21 protein-coding genes are annotated in these 24,487 nt (G+C 61.8%); 11 read left to right on the top strand and 10 right to left on the bottom strand.

The window, feature by feature from the left end:
- Positions 1 to 4: 4 nt before the first annotated feature.
- Positions 5 to 1,723, bottom strand: a complete 1,719-nt coding sequence (locus ABIE28_RS11305; RefSeq protein WP_354062963.1) for a putative bifunctional diguanylate cyclase/phosphodiesterase — start codon at positions 1,721 to 1,723, stop codon at positions 5 to 7.
- A gap of 465 nt (positions 1,724 to 2,188) precedes the next feature.
- Between ABIE28_RS11305 and ABIE28_RS11300 the strand changes: the two genes are divergently transcribed.
- Positions 2,189 to 4,702 carry a beta-mannosidase gene (locus tag ABIE28_RS11300; RefSeq protein WP_354062961.1) on the top strand — a complete coding sequence of 838 codons (2,514 nt, stop codon included), beginning with the start codon at positions 2,189 to 2,191 and terminating at the stop codon, positions 4,700 to 4,702.
- Between the two features lie 61 nt (positions 4,703 to 4,763).
- Here the strand turns inward: ABIE28_RS11300 and ABIE28_RS11295 are convergent, their stop codons facing one another.
- Positions 4,764 to 5,186 (bottom strand): VOC family protein, encoded by a 423-nt coding sequence (locus ABIE28_RS11295; RefSeq protein WP_354062959.1) that lies wholly within the window; start codon positions 5,184 to 5,186, stop codon positions 4,764 to 4,766.
- A gap of 74 nt (positions 5,187 to 5,260) precedes the next feature.
- Here ABIE28_RS11295 and ABIE28_RS11290 point away from each other — a divergent pair, with 74 nt between their 5' ends.
- Together ABIE28_RS11290 and ABIE28_RS11285 are read left to right on the top strand one after the other, a co-directional pair.
- Positions 5,261 to 5,971, top strand: a complete 711-nt coding sequence (locus ABIE28_RS11290; RefSeq protein WP_354062957.1) for a helix-turn-helix transcriptional regulator — start codon at positions 5,261 to 5,263, stop codon at positions 5,969 to 5,971.
- Positions 5,972 to 6,084: 113 nt separating this feature from the next.
- Complete coding sequence (locus ABIE28_RS11285) at positions 6,085 to 6,996, top strand: DMT family transporter (RefSeq protein WP_354062955.1); 912 nt, start codon at positions 6,085 to 6,087, stop codon at positions 6,994 to 6,996.
- Between the two features lie 133 nt (positions 6,997 to 7,129).
- Here ABIE28_RS11285 and ABIE28_RS11280 read toward each other — a convergent pair whose 3' ends face one another.
- Both ABIE28_RS11280 and ABIE28_RS11275 read right to left on the bottom strand, forming a co-directional pair.
- Positions 7,130 to 8,443, bottom strand: coding sequence for an NAD(P)/FAD-dependent oxidoreductase (locus tag ABIE28_RS11280; protein ID WP_354062953.1), 1,314 nt, complete (start codon positions 8,441 to 8,443; stop codon positions 7,130 to 7,132).
- Positions 8,444 to 8,522: 79 nt separating this feature from the next.
- Positions 8,523 to 9,887: an FGGY-family carbohydrate kinase gene (locus ABIE28_RS11275; RefSeq protein ID WP_354062951.1), complete on the bottom strand. Its 1,365-nt coding sequence runs from the start codon at positions 9,885 to 9,887 to the stop codon at positions 8,523 to 8,525.
- Positions 9,888 to 10,042: 155 nt separating this feature from the next.
- On the opposite strand from ABIE28_RS11275, the gene dusA reads away from it, so the two are divergent.
- A complete protein-coding gene (dusA, locus tag ABIE28_RS11270) occupies positions 10,043 to 11,065 on the top strand; it encodes a tRNA dihydrouridine(20/20a) synthase DusA (RefSeq protein ID WP_354062949.1) in 1,023 nt (340 codons plus the stop codon).
- A 141-nt stretch (positions 11,066 to 11,206) separates the two neighbouring features.
- Here dusA and ABIE28_RS11265 read toward each other — a convergent pair whose 3' ends face one another.
- Together ABIE28_RS11265 and ABIE28_RS11260 are read right to left on the bottom strand one after the other, a co-directional pair.
- Positions 11,207 to 11,893: a retropepsin-like aspartic protease family protein gene (locus ABIE28_RS11265; protein WP_354062947.1), complete on the bottom strand. Its 687-nt coding sequence runs from the start codon at positions 11,891 to 11,893 to the stop codon at positions 11,207 to 11,209.
- 76 nt (positions 11,894 to 11,969) lie between these two features.
- Positions 11,970 to 12,758: an adenosylcobinamide-GDP ribazoletransferase gene (locus ABIE28_RS11260; protein ID WP_354062945.1), complete on the bottom strand. Its 789-nt coding sequence runs from the start codon at positions 12,756 to 12,758 to the stop codon at positions 11,970 to 11,972.
- A 107-nt stretch (positions 12,759 to 12,865) separates the two neighbouring features.
- Here ABIE28_RS11260 and cobT point away from each other — a divergent pair, with 107 nt between their 5' ends.
- Positions 12,866 to 13,888, top strand: coding sequence for a nicotinate-nucleotide--dimethylbenzimidazole phosphoribosyltransferase (gene cobT / locus ABIE28_RS11255; RefSeq protein ID WP_354062943.1), 1,023 nt, complete (start codon positions 12,866 to 12,868; stop codon positions 13,886 to 13,888).
- Here cobT and ABIE28_RS11250 read toward each other — a convergent pair.
- Both ABIE28_RS11250 and ABIE28_RS11245 read right to left on the bottom strand, forming a co-directional pair.
- Positions 13,885 to 14,880, bottom strand: a complete 996-nt coding sequence (locus ABIE28_RS11250; RefSeq protein WP_354062942.1) for an HD-GYP domain-containing protein — start codon at positions 14,878 to 14,880, stop codon at positions 13,885 to 13,887. The two genes, cobT and ABIE28_RS11250, sit on opposite strands and share 4 nt — an antisense overlap.
- A 125-nt stretch (positions 14,881 to 15,005) precedes the next feature.
- Positions 15,006 to 16,532 carry a sensor histidine kinase gene (locus tag ABIE28_RS11245; RefSeq protein WP_354062941.1) on the bottom strand — a complete coding sequence of 509 codons (1,527 nt, stop codon included), beginning with the start codon at positions 16,530 to 16,532 and terminating at the stop codon, positions 15,006 to 15,008.
- Positions 16,533 to 16,680: 148 nt separating this feature from the next.
- Between ABIE28_RS11245 and ABIE28_RS11240 the strand changes: the two genes are divergently transcribed.
- Positions 16,681 to 17,196 (top strand): thermonuclease family protein, encoded by a 516-nt coding sequence (locus ABIE28_RS11240; protein WP_354062940.1) that lies wholly within the window; start codon positions 16,681 to 16,683, stop codon positions 17,194 to 17,196.
- A 137-nt stretch (positions 17,197 to 17,333) separates the two neighbouring features.
- Entirely contained in the window at positions 17,334 to 17,813 is a 480-nt protein-coding gene (locus ABIE28_RS11235) for an Lrp/AsnC family transcriptional regulator (RefSeq protein ID WP_354066440.1), read from the top strand.
- Positions 17,814 to 18,007: 194 nt separating this feature from the next.
- Here ABIE28_RS11235 and moaA read toward each other — a convergent pair whose 3' ends face one another.
- Both moaA and ABIE28_RS11225 read right to left on the bottom strand, forming a co-directional pair.
- Entirely contained in the window at positions 18,008 to 19,021 is a 1,014-nt protein-coding gene (gene moaA / locus ABIE28_RS11230; protein ID WP_354062938.1) for a GTP 3',8-cyclase MoaA, read from the bottom strand.
- Positions 19,022 to 19,123: 102 nt separating this feature from the next.
- The gene (locus tag ABIE28_RS11225) at positions 19,124 to 19,717 is read right to left on the bottom strand and encodes a L,D-transpeptidase (protein ID WP_354062936.1); all 594 of its coding nucleotides are present in this window, start codon (positions 19,715 to 19,717) and stop codon (positions 19,124 to 19,126) included.
- A gap of 253 nt (positions 19,718 to 19,970) precedes the next feature.
- Between ABIE28_RS11225 and rpiA the strand changes: the two genes are divergently transcribed.
- From rpiA to ABIE28_RS11205, 4 genes are all read left to right on the top strand, one after another.
- Positions 19,971 to 20,672, top strand: a complete 702-nt coding sequence (gene rpiA / locus ABIE28_RS11220; RefSeq protein WP_502913383.1) for a ribose-5-phosphate isomerase RpiA — start codon at positions 19,971 to 19,973, stop codon at positions 20,670 to 20,672.
- 14 nt (positions 20,673 to 20,686) lie between these two features.
- Positions 20,687 to 21,214, top strand: coding sequence for a DUF2059 domain-containing protein (locus ABIE28_RS11215; protein WP_354062932.1), 528 nt, complete (start codon positions 20,687 to 20,689; stop codon positions 21,212 to 21,214).
- A gap of 109 nt (positions 21,215 to 21,323) precedes the next feature.
- A complete protein-coding gene (gene gorA, locus ABIE28_RS11210; protein ID WP_354062930.1) occupies positions 21,324 to 22,703 on the top strand; it encodes a glutathione-disulfide reductase in 1,380 nt (459 codons plus the stop codon).
- A 329-nt stretch (positions 22,704 to 23,032) separates the two neighbouring features.
- Complete coding sequence (locus ABIE28_RS11205; protein WP_354062928.1) at positions 23,033 to 24,409, top strand: class II 3-deoxy-7-phosphoheptulonate synthase; 1,377 nt, start codon at positions 23,033 to 23,035, stop codon at positions 24,407 to 24,409.
- Positions 24,410 to 24,487 lie beyond the last annotated feature (78 nt).

Below are 24,487 nucleotides of genomic sequence, written 5' to 3'. Positions count from 1 at the left end.
ACGTCTAGCTTGCGGTGCCAAACTTTCTAGTACCAGCCTTTTCCTTCGCTTGATGCTCAAACATCAGTTCCTCGCTCATCGGGCGGCCAAACAGATAGCCCTGCATCACCGTTCCGCCGAGCCCCAGCAAGGCTTCAAGCTGCTCCGTTGTCTCTATCCCCTCAAAAACGCACGAGATTCCGAGGTTCCGGCAGAGGTCTACGGTCGTCTTGATGATCGCACGGCTGGTCGGGTCGCTGGTCACTTCCGCCACAAAGCTGCGATCAACTTTAATGCGGTCCAGCGGCAGCTTCTGCACATGCGTCAGGCTCGAATGGCCCGTCCCGAAATCGTCCAGCGCAATGCGCGAGCCCAACGCCAGCAGCGCCAATAGCCCGTCATTGGCCTGGTTCATGTCGCGCATCACGGCGGTTTCGGTGATCTCGAAGTCCACGCGGCACGGCTTGCCGATCTTTTCGATCTGCGCAGCAATCGCCTCAATGGCGGTGGTCGAGCCAAGATCATGCGCCGACAGATTCACCGACAGCCGCAACGGCTTGGGCAGCTTAGCAGCAACGCGGAGCGCCTTGGCCACCACGGTCTGGGTGATCTTGGAAATTGTGCCCATCCGCTCGGCCATCGAAATGAACTCGACGGGCGAAACCTCACCCAGCACAGGACTGCGCCAGCGCGCCAGAACCTCATAGCCGGTGGTGCGGTTGAGCCCGATATCGAATTGCGGCTGGAACAGAATGTAGATTTCCGCATCCAGGTCAGCGTTCAGCAGGGCATTCTCCATGCGCCGCACGCGGCTCAGCTCATGGGCATGGCTTTCGGAAAAGATGATCGCATTGCCGCGCGACGTCCGCTTGGCGACGCCCGTCACGTAGTCGGCCCGATCATAAAGCGTCTCGGCCGTATCGCCCGGCTTGGACGCTGCAACACCGGCTGACGCCGACAGATGCACGGTGCCCTGTTTGAAAACGAAGGCCGAGCGCATGGTGCGGGTCAAGAGGTCCCCGCAGGCCTGCAACGTCGCCTCGTCGGTCGGCTCCTGCACGATCATCGCATAATTGTCGGCACCCAGCCGCGCCACCCGCGTCGATGGACGGCGCAACGAGTTGATTCGCTTGGCAACTTCCTGCAGCACTCGGTCGCCTGTCATCTGGCCGAAGATGTCATTGACCGATTTAAAGCTGTCGAGATCCATGCGCGCTACGGCAATCCGCTTGCCCTCGGCATTGGCCTGGGCCAGCGCGGCTGCCAGCTGCTGGTCGAACGAGCGGCGATTGAGCAGCCCGGTCAGGCTATCGATATTGGCCAGCCGATCGTTCTCGTCCGACAGCTGCTCCATCGCCATATGCTTGGTTATCATCTGGCTGCGCGACGCGACCAGTTCGCGGAAATCGCGATAATTGCTCAGCATGACGAACACCAGCACAGCCACGGCCAGGCCAATGGTGACGCCGATTGGCGCAAACATGCGCTGGTCGATGGTGGCAAAGAAGAGGGTGAACGGCACCATGACGCATATGCCCACCGACAGGGACGCGCCCTTGAGGTGGGCCAGACATAGCATGCAGCCAATCGTCGTCAGTCCCATATAGACGGCGACATGGGTGCGCTGCAGCAGGTCGCCATAGGTGAACAGGCTGATTGCCCAGAACCCGAACCCGACCGCCATGGCCGTCGCCAGCCAGGTCATCGAGGTCAATATGGCTCTTGCGACGGTGTAGTCCGTCATCTTGTCGCGACTGATCCACCAGAACATCAGCCAGACAATGCAGATGAGACTCAGCCCTGCTGGAATGTATGCCGACAGCAGTGGAGGCGCGGAGTGAACAAAGTTAATGGCTAGCAAAAATGTGTTTGCCAGCAATAAAACGTACAGCAGTGGGACTTGTCGGCTAAAGGCATGCGCTTGTGCTTTGACCAGCTCAGGGTCATCCGGAACGGCAAAAAGCCGCACAAGCCTTGTTATAGTCGACATATTGGACGAGCCCCCTCGCACTATTCGACGTTACAAGTCCAAATCCTAACACAACCGTAATAAGCGGCGCAGCCAGAGGATTTGTCCCGTTGCGTCGGTGGGAACGATACAAATTATATTCTCTCCCGTCGATACCCCCATTGGAACACCGATTTAGACCGTTTAAAGGTTGGTTATATCGTTTGCAGCGGCTCTGGCGCTGCTTCGGGGAGACGAGAAATGTCAGTACCAGTCACCTATTCCGCGCTCGATCTCTGCGGCGCGTTTTCGTTGTCATCGCCAACGTTGGGCATAGTCGCCCCGATAAACCTGCCGGGCGATGTCCATACCGCCTTGCTGGCCGCCAACCACATCCCTGATCCCTATTTCGGCGAAAACGAAAAGACCGTGATGTGGGTCAATGAAACAGCATGGTCAGTCGAGCGCATCTTCACCGCGAGCGCCGCCGGCATTGACGGCTATCTCACCCTGACACTCGCCGAGGTGGACTGCATCGCCACCATCCTGCTCAACGGCGAGATCGTCGCGAAAACCCAGAACAGCTTCGTCCGCAACGACATCGACGTGACCGGCAAGGTCCGCGAAGGCGAGAACACGCTGCGCATCCTCTTTGATATCGCCCCCGACGTTGCCAAGGCCCGCGCCGCGGCCCATCCGTTCCCCATTCCGTTCACGCAAAACTACCAGACCAACGGCCTCAAGGGCATCCACATGAATTTCATCCGCAAGGCTGCGTGCCATGCGGGATGGGATTGGGGCATCTGCGTCATGCCCATAGGCGTCTATGGCACCATGAGCCTGCGTAAGTCGCGCTTGGCCCGGCAGGACAGCGTGCAGGTCGATCAGGTCCATGGCAGCACATCGGTCGAATTGTCGATAAAGACTCGCCTTTTCGCCTTCGCTCACGGATCGGTCGAACTCGAGCACATCATCGACGGGCAGGTCGTCACCGATAAGGTCATCGTCCAGCCGGGCGAAAACGTCTTCACTCACAACGTCACCATCCACAATCCAAAGCTGTGGTGGCCAGCGGGGCAGGGCGAACAGCCGCTCTATGAACTCACCACCGATCTCGAAGGCGAAAAGACCACCCGCCAGATCGGCCTGCGCCAGCTCGAATGGATCGTCGAAAAGGACGAGATCGACCACTCCTTCAGGTGCCGCATCAACGGCCGCGACATTTCCATGCTCGGCGCTAACTGGATTCCGGCCGACGCCATCCCCTCGCGCATCACCCCCGCCGTCATCCGCGATCTGCTCGAAAGCGCCAAGGCCGCCAATATGAACATGCTCCGCATCTGGGGCGGTGGTCAGTATGAGCCCGACTATTTCTACGATCTCTGCGACGAGCTCGGCATTCTCATCTGGCACGATTTCATGTTCGCCTGCATGAGCTACCCGTCGGACCGGCCGTTCCTCGACAACGTCCGCACCGAAATCACCCAGCAGGTCCGCCGCCTCAGTCACCACGCCTCGATTGCCCTTTGGTGCGGCGACAACGAAGTCATCGGCTCGCTGCACTGGTATCCCGAAACCCGCTCCGCCCCCGAGCGCTACGTCGCCAATTACGACCGCCTCAATTCCATGCTTGGCAATATCGTCGAGGACGAAGACCCGGCCCGCCGCTTCTGGCCGTCCTCGCCCTCGCAGGGCTATCTCGATTTCTCCGACGGCTGGCAGTCCGACACGCGCGGTGACACCCACTATTGGGACGTCTGGCATTCGGCGAAATCCTTTGAGGCCTATCGCTCGGTCAATCCGCGCTTTGCCTCCGAGTTCGGGTTCCAGTCCTTCACCTCGATGAATGTCATCGAAACCTTTGCCGAGCCGAAGGACCGCAACCCGTCTTCCCCGGTCATGGAAAACCACCAGCGCAATGCCGGCGGCAATGCGCGCATCCTCGAAACCATGACGCGCTACTTCCGCTTCCCGCGCGATTTCGACCAGATGGTGTTCCTCTCCCAGATCCAGCAGGGCCTCGCCATCAAGACCGCCATCGAATACTGGCGCTCCACCAAGCCGCGCTGCATGGGCACGCTGTTCTGGCAGATCAACGACATCTGGCCGGTCGCCTCATGGTCCAGCCTCGATTACGGTGGCCAGTGGAAGCTGCTGCAATATATGGCCAAGCGCTTCTTCCTGCCGGTCAACGTCGTCGCCGTGCCGATCCACGAAAACGTCCCGACCAACACGCGTGGCGTGGCCTTTGAAAACACCCCGCCAACCCGCATCAGCCTCAAGGGCATCAACGACACCGGTCGTCCGGTCAGCGTTGCGCTCGAAGTGCGCGCCGCAAAGGTCGGTGGTGGGGATCGTGTCGTCTTCTCCGGCAACGCCGCCATCGGCCCCGATGCCGCCATCGAACTGGCCAGCGTGTCCGCTCTCGCCGCCGATGAATTCCTGTTCTTCTCGTGGCGCGATGCCAAGGGCAATCTGCTCGGCGAAAATGACTATTTCCCGATGCCCTACAAAGCCTACGAACTGCCCCAGCCGACCATCACCTCCAGCTGGTCCGATGTGGGTGGCAAAGCCGTCCTGACGCTCGAAACCGACCTGCCGGCGCTCTTTGTCACCGCCACGGTCGATCTGCCGGGCTATTTCTCCGACAACGCCGTCACCCTCCTGCCGAGCTGCAAGACCAGCCTCACGTTCACCCCGCGTCACGGAGCGGCAGCCACTTCGGCAGACCTTGCAAGCTCGCTCAAGGTCCGAAACCTGTCCGAGACGTTCTGAAACGAAAAGGGCGGCGCGCAGACCTCGATCTGCGCGCCGCCCCCATCTTCACACCCGAACGCTACCCGGCGTAAGGCGCCTCCACGTCCAGCACCCAGGTCACGCCAAAGCGGTCCTGCAGCATGCCATAGAGAGGTGCCCAGCCAGCCGGCGCCAGCGGCTGCTTGATCGTTGCGCCTTCCGACAGCTTTTCCCAATAGCCGGTGATTTCCTCAGCCGAAGCGCCGCGCACCGAAACAAAAAACGGAATCTGGCCAGGGTTCCATTCAAGGCTCGACGGCACGTCATAGGCCATGACGAGGAAGCCATCGGCGCTCGCCACCTGACCCCACATCACCTGGTCGGCCTCGGTGGGGTTCTGCACCGCGCCCGCATCCTTGTAGGTCACCACAACCTTATCGCCGCCAAACACGGACTGGTAGAAGTCCAGCGCGGCGCGGGCGTCGCCACGGAAATTGAGGTGCGTTGCGGTTTTGATCGTCATGTCGGCTCCTGCTTGGATCATTCTGATGCAGCAGATATAACCCGTCCCAACTGACAGTTTCCGGCAGTTGGACAATGGCCAGACCCGACAGACTCTTTCGCTTGTTGCAGGCCATGCGCGTCATGCCCGCGCCGATCACGGCTGCCCGCCTGGCCGAAGAAATGGACGTATCGCTGCGCTCGCTCTATCGCGATATCGACAGCCTGCGCGCCGCTGGTGCCCGCATCGAAGGCGAGCGCGGCTATGGCTATCGGCTGATCGAAGACTATTCCTTGCCGCCGCAAACCTTCGACCGCACCGAGATCGAGGCCATTGCGCTGGGCCTTGCCGAAGTCAAAGCCATGGGCGATCCGGCGCTGGCCAAAGCTGCCATTTCCGTTCTCGCCAAAGTCGCCGCCACGCTGCCAGACGAGGGCGAACAACATCTGTTTCACGCCATCTCGCAGGTCTATCGCCCCGGCGCCCGCCACATCTCCGGCCCCTATACCGACACCATTCGCACTGCCTGCTGGCGAGAGCAGGCGCTCGTCATCCGCTATGCCGACAAGGACCAGTCGGTCACCGAGCGCACCATTCTGCCACTGGCTTTGGTCTATACCGACCGGGTGCTGACCGTGCTCGCATGGTGCTGCCTGCGCGAGGCCTTCCGCATGTTCCGTCTCGAACGCATCAAGGATCTGCAAACCACCACGACCAGTTTCCGCCCCCGTCGCGCCACCATGCTCCGCGACTACCTCGCCGAACTGAGGCAGAGGGAAGCCGCAAAGCCAGCGCCCGCGCCCTAACGCGCGCACGCCGCCGAAAATCTTCCATTCAAGTTCTATCCGTCGCGTCCGTCTCGTGGCAAAGTCCAAATCCAAGTTTGGGCGCAGCCTCTCTGCGTCGCATCGGAATTGCCATGTCTCCCTATATCGCGCCCGCAGAGCGCCGGCTCCTCGGCATCGGCCTCGCCGTCATCGCCTATTTCATGTTCACCGGCATCGATAGCTCGGCAAAATGGCTGGGCCTTGCGGGCATCCCCGTGCTCCAGATCGCCTTCCTGCGTTATGCCATCCATCTTGCGCTGGTGCTGGGCATCAATGTGCCGCGCAATGGCTTCACTCTCATTCGCACCGCCAGCATCAAGATCCAGGCCCTGCGCGCCGCCATGCTGCTCGGCGCCACCATCGGCAATTTCATCGCCGTCCGCTATCTGCCGCTGACCGTCACCGGCGCCATCGCCTTCACTATGCCGCTGTTCCTCTGCGCCCTGTCCGTGCCAATCCTCGGCGAGACGATCGGCTGGCGGCGCTGGACCGCCATTGCGGTCGGCTTTGTCGGCGTGCTGGTCATCGTCCGCCCCGGCACCGAAGCCTTCCACCCCGCCGCCTTGCTGTGCCTTGCCGCAGCGGTCTTCTCTGCCTTTTATTTCCTGCTCACCCGCCGCATGGCCGGGCGCGATAGCGCCGCCACCCAGCAGTTCTATGTCGGCCTCTTCGCCACGGTCATCCTGTCGCCCTTCGCCCTGGCCTTCTGGGTCTGGCCATCCGATCCAGCCACCTGGGTTGCCTTCTTCACCGTCGGCATTTTCGGCTTTGTCGGGCACCAGTTGATCACCGTCGCCCACGGCTTTGCCCCGGCCTCGGTCATCGCGCCGTTTTCATATTTCCAGATCATTTTCATGGCCGGGTCGAGCTGGCTCGTCTTCCACCAGCCACCAGATGTCTGGCTCTATGTCGGCGCGCCCATCGTCATCGCCAGCGGCCTCTATATCTGGCTACGCGAGCGCAAACTGGCCAAGCCCGTCACCCCCATCGCCGAACCGCGCTAAGACGCTGCGAAGACCTCATCCTGAGCCTCCTGAGCCCGTCGAAGGGCGAAGGACGAGGTCGAGCGAGTGGAGCCCGCAGCGCCACACCCCCATAGTTCGAGAAGCTCGCCATGAGGTCTACCGGCAACCCGCCTCAAACCTTCTCGTCCAGCTCAGGCGGTTCGGTCACTTCCTTGATCGGCGCCTTGGCCTCGGCATCGCCTTGGGTGATGAGCCGTGCGCTGCGTTGCCCCGTCAGGTAAATCCACAGCCAGCTGGTCGCCACGGCCAGCCGTCCCTTGATATCGAGCAGGAAGTAAATGTGGGCAATGCCCCACACCCACCAGGCGATCCATCCCCTGAGCTGCAGCCAGCCAAAGTCCAGCACCGCCGCTCGCTTGCCAATCGTCGCCAGATCACCGGCATGCTTGTAAACAAACGGCAGGGTGCCTTGCTCGCCCGCCAGCCTGCTCCGGATCACCTGCGCCGCATGCCGCCCGCCTTGCTTGGCCGCATCGCCCACGCCGGGCACTGGCTTGCCATCCGGCTTGCTGATCGTCGCCGTATCACCCACGACGAATATCTCTGGATGCCCCGGCACGCTGAGGTCCGGCTCCACCTTCACCCGCCCAGCCTTGTCCGGCTCCACACCCAGCCACTTGGCAGCCGGCGACGCCTGCACGCCCGCCGCCCAGATGATGCACTCGGCATCCAGCCGTTTGCCGCCATAGACCAGCCCATCGGCATCAATGCTGGTCACCGCCTCGCCAAGGATCACCTCGACGCCCAGATGGCGCAGCGATTTCAGAGTATATTCAGACAGTTCCGGCCGGAAGTTGCCCAGCACCTTGTCGGCCGCTTCGATCAGCACCACCCGCGCGCTGGCCGGGTCCGAGACGCGAAACTCGCCCTTCAGCGTCTCTCGCGCCAGTTCCACGATGGCCCCCGCCAGCTCCACGCCAGTCGGCCCCGCGCCAATGATCACGAAGGTCAGCAGCGCCCGCCGCTTGTCGGGATCGCTCTCGCGCTCCGCCGCCTCAAAGGCCAGCAACAGCTTGCGCCGAATGGTCGTCGCGTCTTCCAGTGTCTTGAGCCCCGGCGCAAACTGCTCCCAATCGTCATTGCCAAAATAGGCATGCCGCGCGCCCGTCGCGATGACCAGGCTGTCATAGGAAACACGCGATCCATCTTCGAGCAGCACAGCTTTTCTGGCCGTATCGATCCCCGTCACCGTCGCCAGCAGCGTCTTCACATCGGCGCGGTTGCGCAGGATGTGGCGGATCGGCCAGGCGATCTCTGATGTGCTCAGCGATGCAGTTGCCACCTGATAGAGCAGGGGCTGGAACAGGTGGTGATTGCGCCGGTCGATCAGCGTCACCTCGACACCCGCACCCGCCAGATCTTTCGCCGCAGACAGGCCGCCAAAGCCGCTGCCAACGATCACCACGCGATGCTTGTGCTCGGCCATGCCAATCTCCTTTTGCACCCTATCTGGGCGCGGGGAGACTGGCCTGCAACGCCCCAAGGTGCAAGGCTGCTACCAGAAGTTAGCCGATGGCAGCCCGCCAACGCTGCGCATAGTCTGCAAAACCCGCCACATCGAGCGGCGTCACAGCAACACCAGCCAAACCGTGATGCAGCCCGCCACCAAACAGCATGCTGGCCCCAAGGCTGGTACCCGTCGCGTCGCCTGACGTACTGACCGGAACACCAGTCAACGCAGCCAGTGCCTGCGCAAACAGTGCATTGCGCGCCAGCGGCCCTTCGATGATGATCTCGCGACCCAGCCCGCATAGCTCAAGGCAGGCTTGCGTCATCAGGGCCAGATAAAGCGATGCCGCCGCCGTCCGCTCCGCCGCCGACAGGTCCTCACGCGCCTTGGTCCACAAACCGCTGGCATGCGGGAAGGGGCCCACACCCGGCGTAAAGGTCGGCTGCACGCGTATGTCCTGCTCAATCACGCGGCGAATGTCGTCGCCGCTCGGCGTGCTGATCTCGCCGACCAGTTGGTCGAACTCCCGCCCGCCCATGAACCGCGCCGTCGGCACGGGCGAACCAAGCGCATCCACATTGGCGAGGCTATCGCGCGACTGATCGAGATGGCTCGTATCGCCACCCACCGTCATCGCAATCGCCCATGTTCCCGTCGAGAGGATCGTGAACGGCACCTTGTGCGCCCCAAGATGCGGCACCAGTGACGCATTGGAGTCATGGATGCCGCAGGTCACCGGCGTATCCGCCGCCAGCCCCGTCGCTGCCGCCACCTCTGGCAAAACAGCCCCAAGCACCGACGCCGCAGGCCGCACATCGGGAAACAGCTTTTCCCAACCCAGCCGCCGCACCATGCTGGAAAAACTCGAATGGGTCGGCGCCCAAAAGTCGGTGTGGCAGCCGAGCGATGTCGTCTCGCTCGCTAGCACCCCGGTCAGCCGCAGCGCCCAATATTGGGGATAGGTCAAAATCGCCGTAACCCGCGAAAAGTCTTCGGCAAAAGCCTGCGACTGCCAATAAACCTGCGCGCCAAGGTTCAACCCATTCGGCAGGCGCGGCGACAGGGACTCTGCAAAGTCCGGCCGCACATTGCCATAGGCGGCCGCGGTCGTCTCCGGCCCATCAAACTCATAGTCCAGCACAGGCATCGCCAGCTTATCGCCCGCGATCAGCGCGCCGGTTGCGCCATGCGTGGTGATCGAAATCCCATCGACGCCATGCCCGGCCTGAAACGCCTTAAGACTATCGATTATAAAGCCCCACAGCATCTCGACGTCTGCATGGGGATAAATCCCGTCGCGCCGCACTGTGTTGGGCGTGCTGCGCGTCGCCAGTTGATGCTGCGTCCTGGAGTCGATCAGCACCACCTTGGCATTGGTCTTGCCGATGTCGATAACGGCGATCTGGCGGGGCAGGGACATGCAGCAGCACTCTGTGGCCTATCTCGCAAGCCGCAATACTGGAAATCCCGGCGCCGCGCCACCGCTAACATGTTAGGCTCGCCGCCAACGCATTGGTGACCTGCACGCCGCGCCGAAGCATTGCCCCGCGCGCATTTCCCGATTATGGAAGCGCTATGCAACAGAGCACTCGAAATGATGCAAAAACGGTCAAGCGCGCCCGGCGTTTTTCCGTTGCACCCATGATGGACTGGACGGATCGGCATTGCCGTTTCCTCCATCGCCTGCTCACGCATGAAGCTTTGCTGTTTACCGAAATGGTCACCAGCGCCGCCATCGTGCATGGCGATGCCGAACGCCATCTGCGTTTTGACGCCATTGAACATCCGGTTGCGCTCCAGCTTGGCGGATCCGATCCGGTCGAACTGGCCAAGGCCACGCGCCTCGCCCACGATACCGGCTATGCCGAATTCAATCTCAATGTCGGCTGCCCGTCTGATCGCGTGCAGTCAGGCCGCTTTGGCGCCTGCCTCATGGCCGAGCCCGAACTGGTTGCCGAATGCGTCCGCGCCATGCGCGATGCCACCGACCGTGCCGTCACCGTCAAATGCCGCATCGGTATTGACGATCAGGACACCGAGGAAAGCCTCGATCGTTTCGCCGACATCATGGTCGAAGCGGGCGTTGATGCGCTCTATGTCCACGCCCGCAAGGCCTGGCTCAAGGGCCTCAGCCCCAAGGAAAACCGCACCATTCCGCCGCTCGACTATGATCGGGTCCATCGCCTGCGCGCCCGCCTGTCGCCGCTGCCGATGATGATCAATGGCGGTCTCGATACGCTTGAAGCGGCCGAAGCCGAAATGGCTTACATGGATGGCGTCATGCTCGGCCGCGCCGCCTATCACAATCCGATGCTGCTCGCCGAAGTCGACCAACGCTTTTTCGGCGTCGCCCGCGAGCCCATCGCGCTGGCCACTGTGATGCAGGCCATGGCCGAATATGCCGACCGCGAATTGGCCAACGGCACCCGCATCAACAACATCGCCCGCCACATGCTCGGCCTCGCCAACGGCCTCCCCGGCGCCCGCCAGTTCCGTCAGATCCTCAGCGTCGACGCCTGCAAGCCCGGCGCCGATTCAAGCGTGATGTACCGCGCCCTTGAAGCCGTAAACCCTGTGCTGGTGGCTGAGGCCGTTTAGCGCCACGCCCTAATGGTTCGAGGGTCGCTCCGCTCCCACCTCACCATGAGGGCTACTGGACCATTGAGCTAAAAGTAGACCTCATGGTGAGGTGCGAGTTCTTACGAGCCTCGAACCACGAGGGCCAGCCACCGGCCCCCCTCAGTCCACCAGCTCCAGCGAATTCTGCGTCACGCTATACCGCGCCAGCGTCTCCAGAAACGTCATGCCCAACAAGCTCTGTTCCAGCGCCCCGGCTTCCGTCACAAACGCCAACACTCGCTTCCGCACGATCCCGCCCACCTCGATCTGATCGAGCCGCACCCGCGCCGCGCGCCCGGTGCCGTTTGCCGTCGAAACCGGCATGGTAAAACTCAGCCGGTCCGTATCGATCCCTGCCGCTTCCGCGTCGGCAATGGTCAGCACCACAGCGCTCGCGCCCGTGTCGAAAATCATCGGCGTCGTGTGGCCATTGATGGTGGCCTGTAGCTCAAAATGCCCGCCAATGCCGCGCCGGAACGTTGCCGTGCCCTGCTGCGCGTCCACCATCGCCACGCCCGGCTGAAACTCACCGGCCACGCGCGAGGCAATCCCCGTCAGCTCATCGCGATAGGTATAGGTGACGGCGGCAATGCCAAAAATGCCGATCCACAGCAGCACGCTGCCGACCAGTTCGGATGCCTTGCGCCGCCGCGTGAACAAGCCACCGGCAAAAACGATCAGGATCACCAGCAGCGGAACAAGCTGTGCCGTCTGCCCTTGCGACAGGCCCACCATGCTGCCCGCGTCGGCGCTGATCAGAAGTGCCAACCCGACCGCTACAATAAGCGCAATGCCGATAAAGATCATGCCTGCGCCTCCGGCGGTTTATGGTGTGTCATCAAGACGATAAAGGCACGGTCCGAGGCATTTTCAAGGCTAAAGCTTAAACAAACGGCAGCAGGCCGATCAGCACCGCGATTTCCACCAGCGCCCCCAGCGTCCCGATCAGGTCGCCCGTCTGCCCGCCAACCAGCCGCCGGCACAACGCCGTCCAGCCCGCAATGACGGCCATGGCTAGCAGCACGGCCGCACCAAGTCCCAATAGGCTCGACGCCGGCCCGCCCAGCAAGAACAACAACACCAGCGCGAACACCGCACCAACCGCAAAGCCGCGCTTGGGCAACCGCCCCGCCGTCGCCGATGCGCCATCCACCCGCGCGGACGGCAACGCCACCGCCACCCACAGCGAGCCCGACCGCCCGACAATCGTCGCAGCCAGCCAGATCGCCCCCGCCGCCAGCGGATTGACCGCTGCCACGGCCCCCAGAGCCGTCACCCGCAGCGCCACGAAAATGCACAATGCCGCGACGCCATAGGTGCCGTGCCGGCTGTCCTTCATGATCTCAAGGCGGCGTTCGGTGGTGTGGCCGCCAAACAGCCCGTCCGCCGCGTCCGCCAACGCATCCTCGGCCATCGCCCCGCTGGAAACGATCATCGCGCCAACCGCCAGCGCCGCCGCAAAATAGCTCGGCAGGCCGATCAGCGACGCGCCGATCAGCAGCAGCACCGGCCCAATGCCGATGGCAACGCTGGCCAGGGGCAGCGCCATGGCGATCCGCCTCAGATCAGGCTTCTGATGTGGCGAGTCCCCCGTCGGCAGCCGCGAAAAAAACCGCAGCGCCATGATGAAGTCGTCGCGCAGGCCAAGGCCCCCCGCAGGCGCCTGCGCCACGCTAGGGTCTCTCGGTTCGACAGAAGGCTCATCGGCGTTCAATTGCTTTTCATCCTGCAATCGGCAACAAGTCCGCACCTTCCTAACCAAAACCACCGTGACTCGCCATGCCCACTCTGAGCCCCGCCTATGCCGACGTCATCGAACTGTTGACGATTGCCCCCGATGGCGACGAAGCCGCTGTCGAAGCTGTCCGCGCCCGCGAAGCGCAATTGACCAAGCCTGCGGGCTCGCTCGGCGCGCTTGAGGGCATGGTGGAGTTCCTCGCGCGCTGGCAGGGCAGGGCCCATCCGCGCCTCGACAATCCGATGGTCACGATTTTCGCCGCCAATCACGGCGTCACCGATCAGGGCGTTTCGGCCTTCCCGCGCGAAGTCACCGCGCAGATGGTCGCCAATTTCACCAATGGCGGCGCCGCCATTTCCCAGATTTGTGCGCTGCACGAAATCAACCTGCGCGTGTTTGAACTGGCACTGGAACTCCCGACCGGCGACATCACCATCGAACCCGCTCTCGACGACAAGATGTGCGCCGCCACCATCGCCTATGGCATGGAAGCCATTGCCGGTAAGCCCGACCTGATTTGCCTCGGCGAAATGGGCATCGGCAACACCACCGTCGCTGCCGCCATCTATGCCGCGCTCTATGGTGGCACTGGCGCCGATTGGGTCGGTCGCGGCACCGGTGTCGATGATGCGGGCCTTGCGCGCAAAGCCGACGCAGTGGATCGCGCACTCGCCCATCACGCCGGCGAACTCGATCACCCGCTGGCCATTCTCGCCCGCGTCGGTGGCCGCGAAATCGCCGCCATGCTCGGCGCGCTGATTGCTGCCCGCCACCAGAAGGTTCCGGTCATCGTCGACGGCTTCGTCGCCACAGCGGCCGCCGCCATTGCGCACGCCGTCAATCCAGCCGCCATCGACCATTGCCTCTTTGGCCATGTCTCGGCCGAACACGGCCATGCGCGTGCGCTGGCAGCCATGGGCCAAAAGAGTCTGCTTGATCTGGGTATGCGCTTGGGCGAAGGCAGCGGCGCAGCGCTTGCTGCGGTGCTGGCCAAGACGGCGCTGCACCTTCACAACAATATGGCGACCTTTGAAAGCGCTGCCGTCAGCGGCAAGGACGCCTAGCGCAACTTCGGCAGCATGATGCCTCGGAGCGCCCGCACCAGGCTGGTCTCGACCTTGCCGGCGGCGCCCATGGCTTCGAGTACATGAATTGCCTGCTCGGGCGTATTGGCTGGCTTGTAGCTGCGCCGCTCGATCAATGCCGCGTAGATATCGCAGATAGTGAGGATGCGGGTCAGGTCGTCGATCTGATCTGCCCGCAATCCATCGGGATAGCCGGTGCCATCCAGAAATTCGTGATGGTGCCGCACCGCGTTCTGGATCGAAGCGTCGATCGTGCTGTGGGCCGCCAGATAATCCGCGCCAAAAACCGGGTGTTCGCGCAGGATTGCCGTCTCGCCCGCCGTCAGCGCGCCTGGCTTGTCCAGAATTTCCACCGGCACCGCCGCCTTGCCGATGTCATGTAGCAGCCCGGCGGTGGTCAGCTTGATAATGTCGTCGCGCGCCATGCCCGTCCGTGCGCCAAAGCTCGCCGACACGCCGGTCACCAGCATGCAGTGGTGAAACGTACCCTCATGATAGCCCTTGACCGCAGCCAGCCACGCATCCGCCCCGGCGCCACGAATGGCGTCTGCGATCTGCGCGCCGGCCGCCATCACACTGTCGGTGTCGAGTTGTGTCCGCGCATTCAGCGAATGGAACGTCTGGTCGAGCGCAATCATCCCGTTTTGGATGGACTTGGCGACATCGGTCCGCGAGCGGGCCGGAATACCGAAATGCTTGCGCACGGCGCGCTGCACGTCATTGGCCGTGCCGGCCTTGGGCAGCGTCACGTCGGCGCCAAGCACCTGCGCATGCACGCCGGTCACCCGCACATCGGGGTCGATAAAGAACACCCGGCATCCCGTGCCACGATTGGCCAGCAGCGGCTTGAGCCGCCGAACAGTGTCCAGCGAGCGCAGGTCGACGTCAAAGATCAGGCTGGGGTCTTCGGCAAGTTCAGTTTGGCCGAACGCGTCCACATCAACGACGGGAATGCCAAGATCCTTGGCCACCATCTGTCCATGCCTGGACCGATGATCGTCGGTAATCAGTAAGGCTGTTCCGCGTCGCCACATGCCAGTAATATGTCTCCTGCTCACAAATCTAGCAATCGACAATTACTTTATCTTCAACAGAACTAGCCGACCTGCGAATATATTTCGAGGCGGTTCTTCTTCTCGACAATCGGCGCCATAGCATCCATCACGCGGGCGCGTGGGAAAGTGGCAATCACTTCGGTGCCAAAGCGAAGCTTGCTGAACAAGTCGAAGCGCCCCTGATGCAGTTCCATGATCTTCTGCACGATCGGAAGTCCAAGTCCGGCGCCCTGTTCGGCGGTCTTTTGCGCCAGCGAGCCCTGACCGAACGAGGACAATACGGTCGCGATTTCGTCTTCGGGAATGCCGGGGCCATTATCCTTGACCGACACCATCTGCCCGCCATCGCCGCTGCGCGTCACCACCAGCACGACCTTGCCATGCTGGGGGGTAAACTTGATGGCATTGCTCAAAAGGTTCAGCACCACCTGGCGGATGGCGCGTTCGTCGCCCCAAAGGCGCGGCAGGTTGTTGCCGACATTATAGACCAGCTCAATGCCCTTGGACTTGGCGCGCAGTTCCATCATGCGGCGGCAGTCTTCGGCGATATCGACCAGCGACACCACTTCTTCGTTCAGCTCATACTTGCCCGCCTCGATGCGGCTGAGATCGAGCAGCTCGTTGATCAGGTTCAGCAAATGCTGTCCGCTGGAGTGAATGTCGCCCGCATATTCCTTGTACTGCGGCACCTGATGCGGTCCCAGCAGTTCCGACTTCAACACTTCGGAAAACCCGATAATGGCGTTGAGCGGGGTGCGCAGCTCATGGCTCATCGTGGCCAGAAATTGCGACTTGGCAATATTGGCCTGCTCGGCGTGGCGGCGCGCTTCGTCCGACATCTGCCGCGCTTCTTCAAGTTCGCTGATCAGCGCATCTTTTTCAAACTGGTGCGTGATGGTTTCGAGTTCGCTCGCATGCATCTGGCGCGCCAGATAGACAAAGAACGCCTCGCCACACACCACCACGGCGGCCAGCGTGTAGTTCAGCGTGCCGCCAAAGGCGATCAGATTGATCGCAACGGTCACGGTGACGGGCAGGGTGCTCATCAGCGTGGCATGTGGCAGCGAGTGACTGGCCACCGAGTTTGCCGCAATGCTGATCAGCACCATGGCAAACATCACCGGCGTCAATGCATCGGGGTTCGCCACCAGCGTAAACAGCGCAATGGTCGACCACGACACCCCGTAAAGCGTTTCGGCCGCCACGAAGCTGGTGGTCCAGTTCCCAGCATTGAATTTGGATGGATCGCTGTTCTTGAAGCGCTGCGCCATCAGCACGACGACCAAAAGGCTCAGGATCACCATCGCCGCCCACAGCGAGGTGAACACCACCGGCACCCAGAAGCTGGCCACGATCGACAAAATGGTGACGATTGCCGCCAGCGGCAGCGCTGCGTTCAGCCGCGACTGCGCATATTCATGCATCAGCTCGAAATCGAAGTCGGCGCGGGTGCCTGAACTGGAGGTCAGACGTTGGCGGGCATCAAGCACAGTCTTCTGTGCCGTGCGTTTGCCGTCACGCCCCATTTGAGAGCGGACGTCCTCGATGACAGCCGGCTGGGACGTCATGGCACTCATTACTCGTTACTAAATACTGCGAACAAAGAACGCGTTCGCTACAATGTCTCCAACAGTAGCGAGCGCGTAGTTAATAGGTGGTGAAATCCGGCGTCGCAGATATCCCCGTCAGTCGATCTTTCGCGGTCCGCGCGGTGCAGTGATCGCCATTGTCGTTCTGGCCGGTACAGCGCTCGTCGCCGCCGCGCTCGACGTGCCGCCGCCGCCTGTCTCCGGGCAGGGCCGCGCCAGCGATGGCGATAGCCTACGACTGGGTGAAGATCGCATCCGCCTGCTGGGCATGGACGCCCCCGAACTGGCGCAAACCTGCAACTCCGCAACCGGCGAAAGCTGGCAATGCGGCCGCGCCGCTCGGGATCGCATGGTGACTTTGCTCGCTGCCGGCCCCCTCGACTGCAAACCGGAAGGTCGCGATCAATATGATCGCCTCCTTGCCGTCTGCACGGTCGGCGGCAGCGATGTCGGCGCACAGATGGTCCGCGAGGGGCTGGCGGTCGCCTCCGGCCGCTATTTCTCTGAGGAAACCACGGCCCGCAATGGTGCCCTCGGCATCTGGGCAGGCGGCTTCGATAGCCCCCGCGATTGGCGCAAGGATCTCCCGCGCCCTCAGGGCTTCCGCGGCTGGTTATCCACCCTCGGCATGCCGTGGGGTTAACGCAACACTACCATACAGCGCATAACCCGCATTCAGGAACAATATTGCTAACCTCGGCTGAATGTGGCAGTTAGTTAGTCGAATAAGGGTGTATATACCCGAAATATGAAATCTGATTTCGCGGGGGCGTAATGGCACTGGACAAGATCGACCGTAAAATTCTGACCCTTCTGCAGAAGGACGCCACCATGCCGGTGGCCGAAATCGGCAGGAAAGTTGGCCTGTCCACCACCCCGTGCTGGCGCCGTATCCAGAAGATGGAAGAAGATGGCGTCATTCAGCGCCGCGTCGCCGTGCTCGACCCCTCAAAGGTCAATGTCGGCGTCACCGTCTTCGTCTCGGTCAAAACCAACGAGCACAATGACGGTTGGATGCGCAAATTTGCCGGCGTCATCGACGAGTTTCCAGAAGTCGTCGAGTTCTACCGCATGAGCGGCGATGTCGATTACCTGATGCGCGTTGTCGTGCCCGACATTCATGCTTACGACTCCTTCTACAAGAAGCTCATCAGCAAGATAAACCTGACTGATGTAAGTTCGGCCTTCGCAATGGGCCAAATCAAATACACCACCGCCCTGCCACTCGACTTCGCCATCGTGGTCGACGACGACAAGTAGGCTTTGGGCTCAAACTATCTGCTGAGATATTTTCAATAACACGGTGCTGCCCTCGGACTTGATCCGAGGGCCATTACCCCGGCACTCCGCATTGCGCCTCTCGCACAGGCCCTCGGGTCACGCCCGAGGGCAGCACGGTGATGGGCAGCAGACGAGCCTAAGAGGATCGGTAATGGTATCCGACCAAGACTCTCTCACCCGCCCGTCACGCTCATATGCCGCGTCACGGCCGGTTCTGTCCGGCTCCGATCCAGCACGAAATCATGCCCCTTGGGCTTGATCAGCATGGCATGGTCCAGCGCCGCATCGAGCGCGGGCAGTCCACCATCGCGCAGCGCATCCCTCAAATTCACCTGATCGTCCTGCCCCAGGCACAGATAAAGCTGCCCCGTCGCCGTCAGGCGCACTCGGTTGCAGCTCTCGCAGAAATTGTGGCTCATCGGGGTGATAAAGCCCAGCACGCCGCCGGTTTCCGCCACATGCACATAGCGCGCCGGTCCGCCCGTGCGCTTGTCCAGCTTGCTCAGCGTATAGCGCCGCGCCAGCCGGTCATGCAGTTCGCGTAGCGGCAGATAGCTATCGACCCGGTCAATGCCCACTTCGCCGAGCGGCATGCCTTCGATCAGCGTCAGCCCCATGCCGCGTCCATGCGCCCAGGCCATCATCGGCTCGATTTCGTCGTCATTGACGCCGCGCATCGCGACCATGTTGATCTTGATATCGAGCCCCACGGCCTGCGCCGCATCTATGCCCGCCATCACGTCGGCAATCCGTCCTCGCCGCGTGATCACCCGGAACCGCTCGGCATCCAGCGTATCGAGCGACACATTGATCCGCTTTACCCCGGCATCCGCCAGTCCCTGCGCATGCTTGGCCAGCTGGCTGCCATTGGTCGTCAGTGTCAGCTCATCCAGCCCGTGCCCGATCCGCGCGCCAAGTGTTGCCACCAACGCCATGATATCGCGCCGCACCAAAGGTTCCCCGCCGGTCAGCCGCAACCGCGTCACCCCCCGGGCGATAAACGCCGAGGCGATGGTCTCGATTTCCTCAAAGCTAAGAACTTCCTTTTTGGGCAGGAAAGTCATGTCCTCGGCCATGCAATAGACGCAGCGGAAATCGCAGCGGTCCGTCACCGAAATGCGCAGATAGGATACATGCCGCCCATAGCGGTCGATCAGCGGGCGGGCAGGGGAGGTGGGCGCGGTCATGGCTTAAATCTATAGTGTGCCGCACAGCTTTCAAAGCCGCTCGCAACAAAAAGACCGCCCCGAAGGGCGGCCTCAAAATTCACTTGGCGCGACGTCACCAGCTTAGTGGTTGACGACGATCCGGGCGCCGACTTTTACGCGCTCATAAAGGTCGGTGATGTCTTCGTTGGTGAGGCGGATGCAGCCCGAGGAAACGGCCTGGCCGATCGACCATGGCTCGGAGGTGCCGTGCACGCGGTAGAGCGTCGAACCGATATAGAGTGCGCGGGCGCCCAGTGGGTTCTCTGGGCCGCCAGGCATATAGGCTGGCAGATCAGGCACGCGCTTGCGCATGGCTGGCGGTGGGGTCCAGCCTGGCCACTCGGCCTTGCGGGTAATGGTGTGCGAACCCGACCATGTGAAGCCGTCGCGGCCAACGCCGACGCCATACTTCATCGCCTTGCCGTCTTCGAGCACCAGATAGAGGCGGCGCTCACCGGTTTCGATTACAATCGTGCCGGGCTTGTAGTTGGTCGAGTATGCAACGATTTCCTTGCGGACAGGGCTGCCGCCACGATTGCGCGTCTGGGCGACCGCAGCTTCTTCCCAGGCATTACTGTCGGGGTTGTAAACGCGCGCTGCCATCGTCGGCATGACGCTTGTTACCGACAAGAGAATGGACAGCATAATCGCTGCCGCAGACTTGAACTTGAACATCTGACGACTTGGCCTCTGGGCTGACGGCACGATGGATTCGGTGCCCCTGACAATTGTGGTTCATTACGCTGTTTGCGAAACACCGAGAAGGAGTCGTCGCCACGAAATCGCCACACTCGTGCCACGTTCGCAAAATTGTGTTGCCAGCAAGTTACAGTGGCCGTTCACTAAGCCGTGATTTTAGCCTTTCGGCGGCATTGACACTCGCCCCTTACCGCTTCATTTGGCTCGCCAGACACCTAAGGGGATGGCGATGAGCGAAGATCTGAAGCGTCAAGCAGCCGCCATGGCGCTGGCCGATGTGCGTCCCGGTATGCGTCTGGGCCTCGGCACTGGCTCGACCGCCAAGCATTTCGTCGAACTGCTGGGCGAAAAAGTCGCCGCCGGTTTTGACTGCATCTGCGTGCCCACCTCCGAAGTGACCGCCCGCCAAGCCCTGTCGCTCAATATTCCACTGTCCGATCTCGACACGCTTGATCGGCTCGACATGACCATCGATGGCGCCGACGAACTCGACGCCAATCTCAACCTGATCAAGGGCGGCGGCGGTGCGCTGCTGCGCGAAAAGATCGTCGCCAGCGCCTCCGACCTGATGGTCGTCATCGCCGATGGCTCCAAGCTGGTTGAAACACTGGGTCGCTTCCCGCTGCCAATCGAGGTCAACCGTTTTGGCCTGGGCGCCACGCGCCGCGTCGTTGCCGAAGTCATTGCCGCTCATGGCGCCGAAGGCGACCTGCGCCTGCGCGAAGCAACGGCCGGTTCGCCCTTCATGACGGATGGCGGGCACCTGATCCTTGATGCATTTTTTGGCCGCATTTCGGATCCAGAAGCGCTATCACGCGACTTGCTCGACATTGCCGGGGTGGTTCAGCACGGCCTGTTCCTAAAAATGTGCAAGAAGGCTTATGTGGCGACCGCGGATGGCGTAAAAGCGCTGTCGGTCGACACGAATTGATGGATCGAGACAAGATGGGTATTTCGACAATGACCGGTGTTATGTCGCGCGCCAAGGCGCTGCTTGCTGTGGCGCTGAGCGCTGTGGTTCTTGCTGTTTCGCTGCCTGCCATGGCGCAGGAAGTGCCGCCTGAGCAGCTTGCTCTCGCTCGCAAATATATCGACCTGACCGACCGCGCTGCCGTTTACGAGGTCACCCTCGTTGAAATCGGCATTGGCTCAATGCGCCAGATCGTGACGCAGAACCCCGAGCTGATCGAACAGACCAATGCTGCAATCAGCAAGGTTCTCGAAGAATACAAGGGCCGCAAGGGCGAACTGCTCGACCAGTTTGCACGCGTCTATGCCGTGCGCTTCTCGATGGAAGAGCTGCAGCAGATCGTCACCTTCTATGAATCGCCGACCGGCCAGAAGCTGGCTCAGGCCAATACCGAAGTGAACGCTGATCTGCAGCGCGTCATGCAGGTCTTCACCAATAACGCCCGCAGCGAATTTTTCGCCAAGGTGCGCGCCGAATTGCGCTCGCAGGGCTTTGACGTCTAACATCAGTTCGACGTGCTCAAGATCGGACCCCGCCTTGTGCGGGGTCTTTTTTTATGCGAAGCGCCTGCCCATATCCATCGTAAGTTGACGATCATCCAAGGAGCCACCCGTGACTGATAGCTATGATCTTGTTGTCATTGGTGCTGGCTCCGGCGGTGTTCGCGCGGCGCGCATGGCCGCGACCTACGGCGCCAAAGTTGCCATCGTCGAAGAGTACCGCGTCGGCGGCACCTGCGTCATTCGCGGCTGCGTTCCCAAAAAGCTCTATGTCTATGCCAGCCGCTTCAGCGAGCTGTTCGACGTGGCCTCCAGCTTCGGCTGGCAGGTCGATGCTAGCTTTGATTGGCCAACTCTGGTGGCCAACAAGGAAAAGGAAATCACCCGCCTCGAGCACGCCTATACGTCCAACCTCGAAAAGCCGGGCGTTGAAGTCATCAAGGATCGTGCGGTCGTCACCGGCCCAAACACCGTTCACCTGCACGGGCAGGGGCGTGACCTGACGGCCAAATACATCCTGATCGCGACGGGCGGCACGCCGTTCATTCCCAAGATCCCTGGCGCTGACCTCGCCATCACCTCCAACGAGGCCTTCGACCTGCCGGCTCTGCCGCATTCTATCCTGATCGAAGGCGGCGGCTATATCGCCGTGGAGTTCGCCACCATTTTTGCCGGTCTGGGCGTTCACACCACCATCATCTATCGCGGCGATTGCCTGCTGCGTGGCTTTGACGAAGACTTGCGTCGTGGCTTGGAGGCTGGGCTCACCGAGCGTGGCATCAAGCTCATCTATCAGACCACCATCAAGTCGCTCCACAAGGACGGGGATGATATCGCCGCCACCTTCAGCGATGGCGTCACTGCGCCCTATGGTGCTGTGATGTTCGCCACTGGCCGCGCGCCAAATTCACATGGTCTTGGTCTCGAAGAGCTGGGCGTCAAACTGACCCCGACCCAGGCCATCGCCGTCGACGCCTATTCGCAGTCCTCGGTGCCCTCGATCTACGCCGTTGGCGACGTCACCGGCCGCTCCGCGCTCACCCCGGTCGCCATCCGCGAAGGCTGGTATTTCGCCGAAACCGTGTTCAACAACAAGCCAATGGCCGTCGATCACTCGCTGATCCCGACAGCGGTATTCTCCGAGCCAGAACTGGGCGTCATCGGCCTCAACGAGCTCGAAGCCGCCACCCATGGCGATATCGACGTCTACCTTGCCCGCTTCCGCCCGATGATCAACACGCTCTCCACCCGCACCGAGCGGATGGTGCTCAAGCTGATCACCGAAAAGGACGGCGGCAAGGTTCTGGGCTGCCACATCCTGGGCCCCGGCGCCGGCGAAATGATCCAGCTCGTCGCCATCCCCATGGGCATGGGCGCCTCCAAAGCCGACTTCGACCGCGCCATGGCGCTCCATCCAAGTGCCGCCGAGGAATTGGTGACGTTTAAAGCGCCCAGCTACACGTATCGGAATGGCGAAAAGGTCGGCGGCTAGCGGCAAATACCACGCCCTCGTGGTTCGAGGCTCGTAAGAACTCGCACCTCACCATGAGGGCTACTAAAACACCGTGCCAGGAGTAGCCCTCATGGTGAGGTGGGAGCGCAGCGACCCTCGAACCACGAGGGCGTGCCCCAGATCTGATCCATTTGAATTGAGATTTCACCTCACCCACCAGCCGAATTCCTCCCCCTATCAGGGGGAGGCGAGGTGGGGGTATCCGCACAAAGACTCTCCCAGCCGTTCCCGATTACCCTTGTCCCCCAAGCCCAGCCTTGGTATTCCGCCCCCAACCATCCGCAACCCCTGCGCGAACGAGATTTGATATGAGCACCTGGACCCCCGACAGCTGGCGCGCCAAGCCGATTTCCCAGGTGCCTGCCTATCCCGACCCAGCCGCACTGGCCGAAGCCGAGCGCCAGCTCGCGACCTTCCCGCCACTGGTCTTTGCGGGAGAAGCCCGCGACCTCAAATCCAAGCTCGCGGCTGTTGCACGCGGCGAAGCCTTCCTGCTGCAGGGCGGCGATTGCGCCGAGAGCTTTGCCGAGCACGGCGCCGATCACATCCGCGATTTTTTCCGTGTGTTCCTCCAGATGGCGGTGGTGCTGACCCACGGCGCATCCAAGCCCGTGGTCAAGGTCGGCCGCGTTGCTGGCCAGTTCGCCAAGCCGCGCTCGTCCGATACCGAAATCATCGATGGCACCGAGCTTCCAAGCTATCGCGGTGACATCATCAACGACATCGGCTTTAACGAAAAGTCGCGCGTGCCAGATCCCGACCGCATGCTGCAGGCCTATCGCCAGTCCGCCGCGACGCTCAATCTGCTGCGCGCCTTCTCGACCGGCGGCTATGCCGAACTGACCCGCATCCATGATTGGACGGTGGGCTTCATGAAGGGCTCCAACTGGTATCCGCGCTACGAAGAAGTTGCGCGCAAGATTGATGATGCCATCACCTTCATGGGCGCTCTCGGTCTCAATCCAGAAAACACCCCAGCCCTGCGCCAGACCAGCTTCTACACCAGCCACGAAGCCCTCCTGCTGGGCTATGAAGAAGCCCTGACGCGTCGCGACTCCATCACCAATGACTGGTACGCCACCTCGGGCCACATGCTGTGGATCGGCGACCGTACCCGTCAGCCCGATGCCGCCCATGTCGAATATTTCGCCGGCATCAAGAACCCCATCGGCATCAAGTGCGGCCCCTCGCTGACCAGCGAAGACCTGCTGCGCCTGCTCGACCGTCTAAACCCAACCGATGAAGCCGGTCGCATCACGCTGATCTCCCGCTTTGGTTCCGACAAGATCCACGACCACCTGCCACGGCTCATCGAGACGGTGCAGAAGGCCGGCCGCACCGTCGTCTGGTGCTCCGATCCAATGCACGGCAACACCATCAAGGCCTCGACGGGCTTTAAGACCCGTCCATTCGACCGCGTCCTTTCGGAAGTGAAGTCGTTCTTTGAAATCCACCGCGAAATGGGCACCTATGCCGGCGGCGTACATATCGAAATGACCGGCGACGACGTCACCGAATGCGTCGGCGGCGTCTCGGCTGTCACCGAAGCCACGCTGGCTGACCGCTACAACACCTATTGCGACCCACGCCTCAACGCGAGCCAGGCGCTTGAGTTGGCCTTCCTCGTCGCCGAGGAAGTCCACACCCAGAAGCCTCCGCGTCAGCGCCTCGCCGCTGGCGAATAATTCGCCTTGGGTTGAACAAGTTTGTGGGCCGTGCGTTTGACCATCAACGCGCGGCCCAATTTGTTATGGTGCCTTGCT

Source organism: Devosia sp. 2618 (assembly GCF_040546815.1).
GTDB lineage: Bacteria > Pseudomonadota > Alphaproteobacteria > Rhizobiales > Devosiaceae > Devosia.
This window is presented reverse-complemented; position numbering and strand designations above follow the sequence as displayed.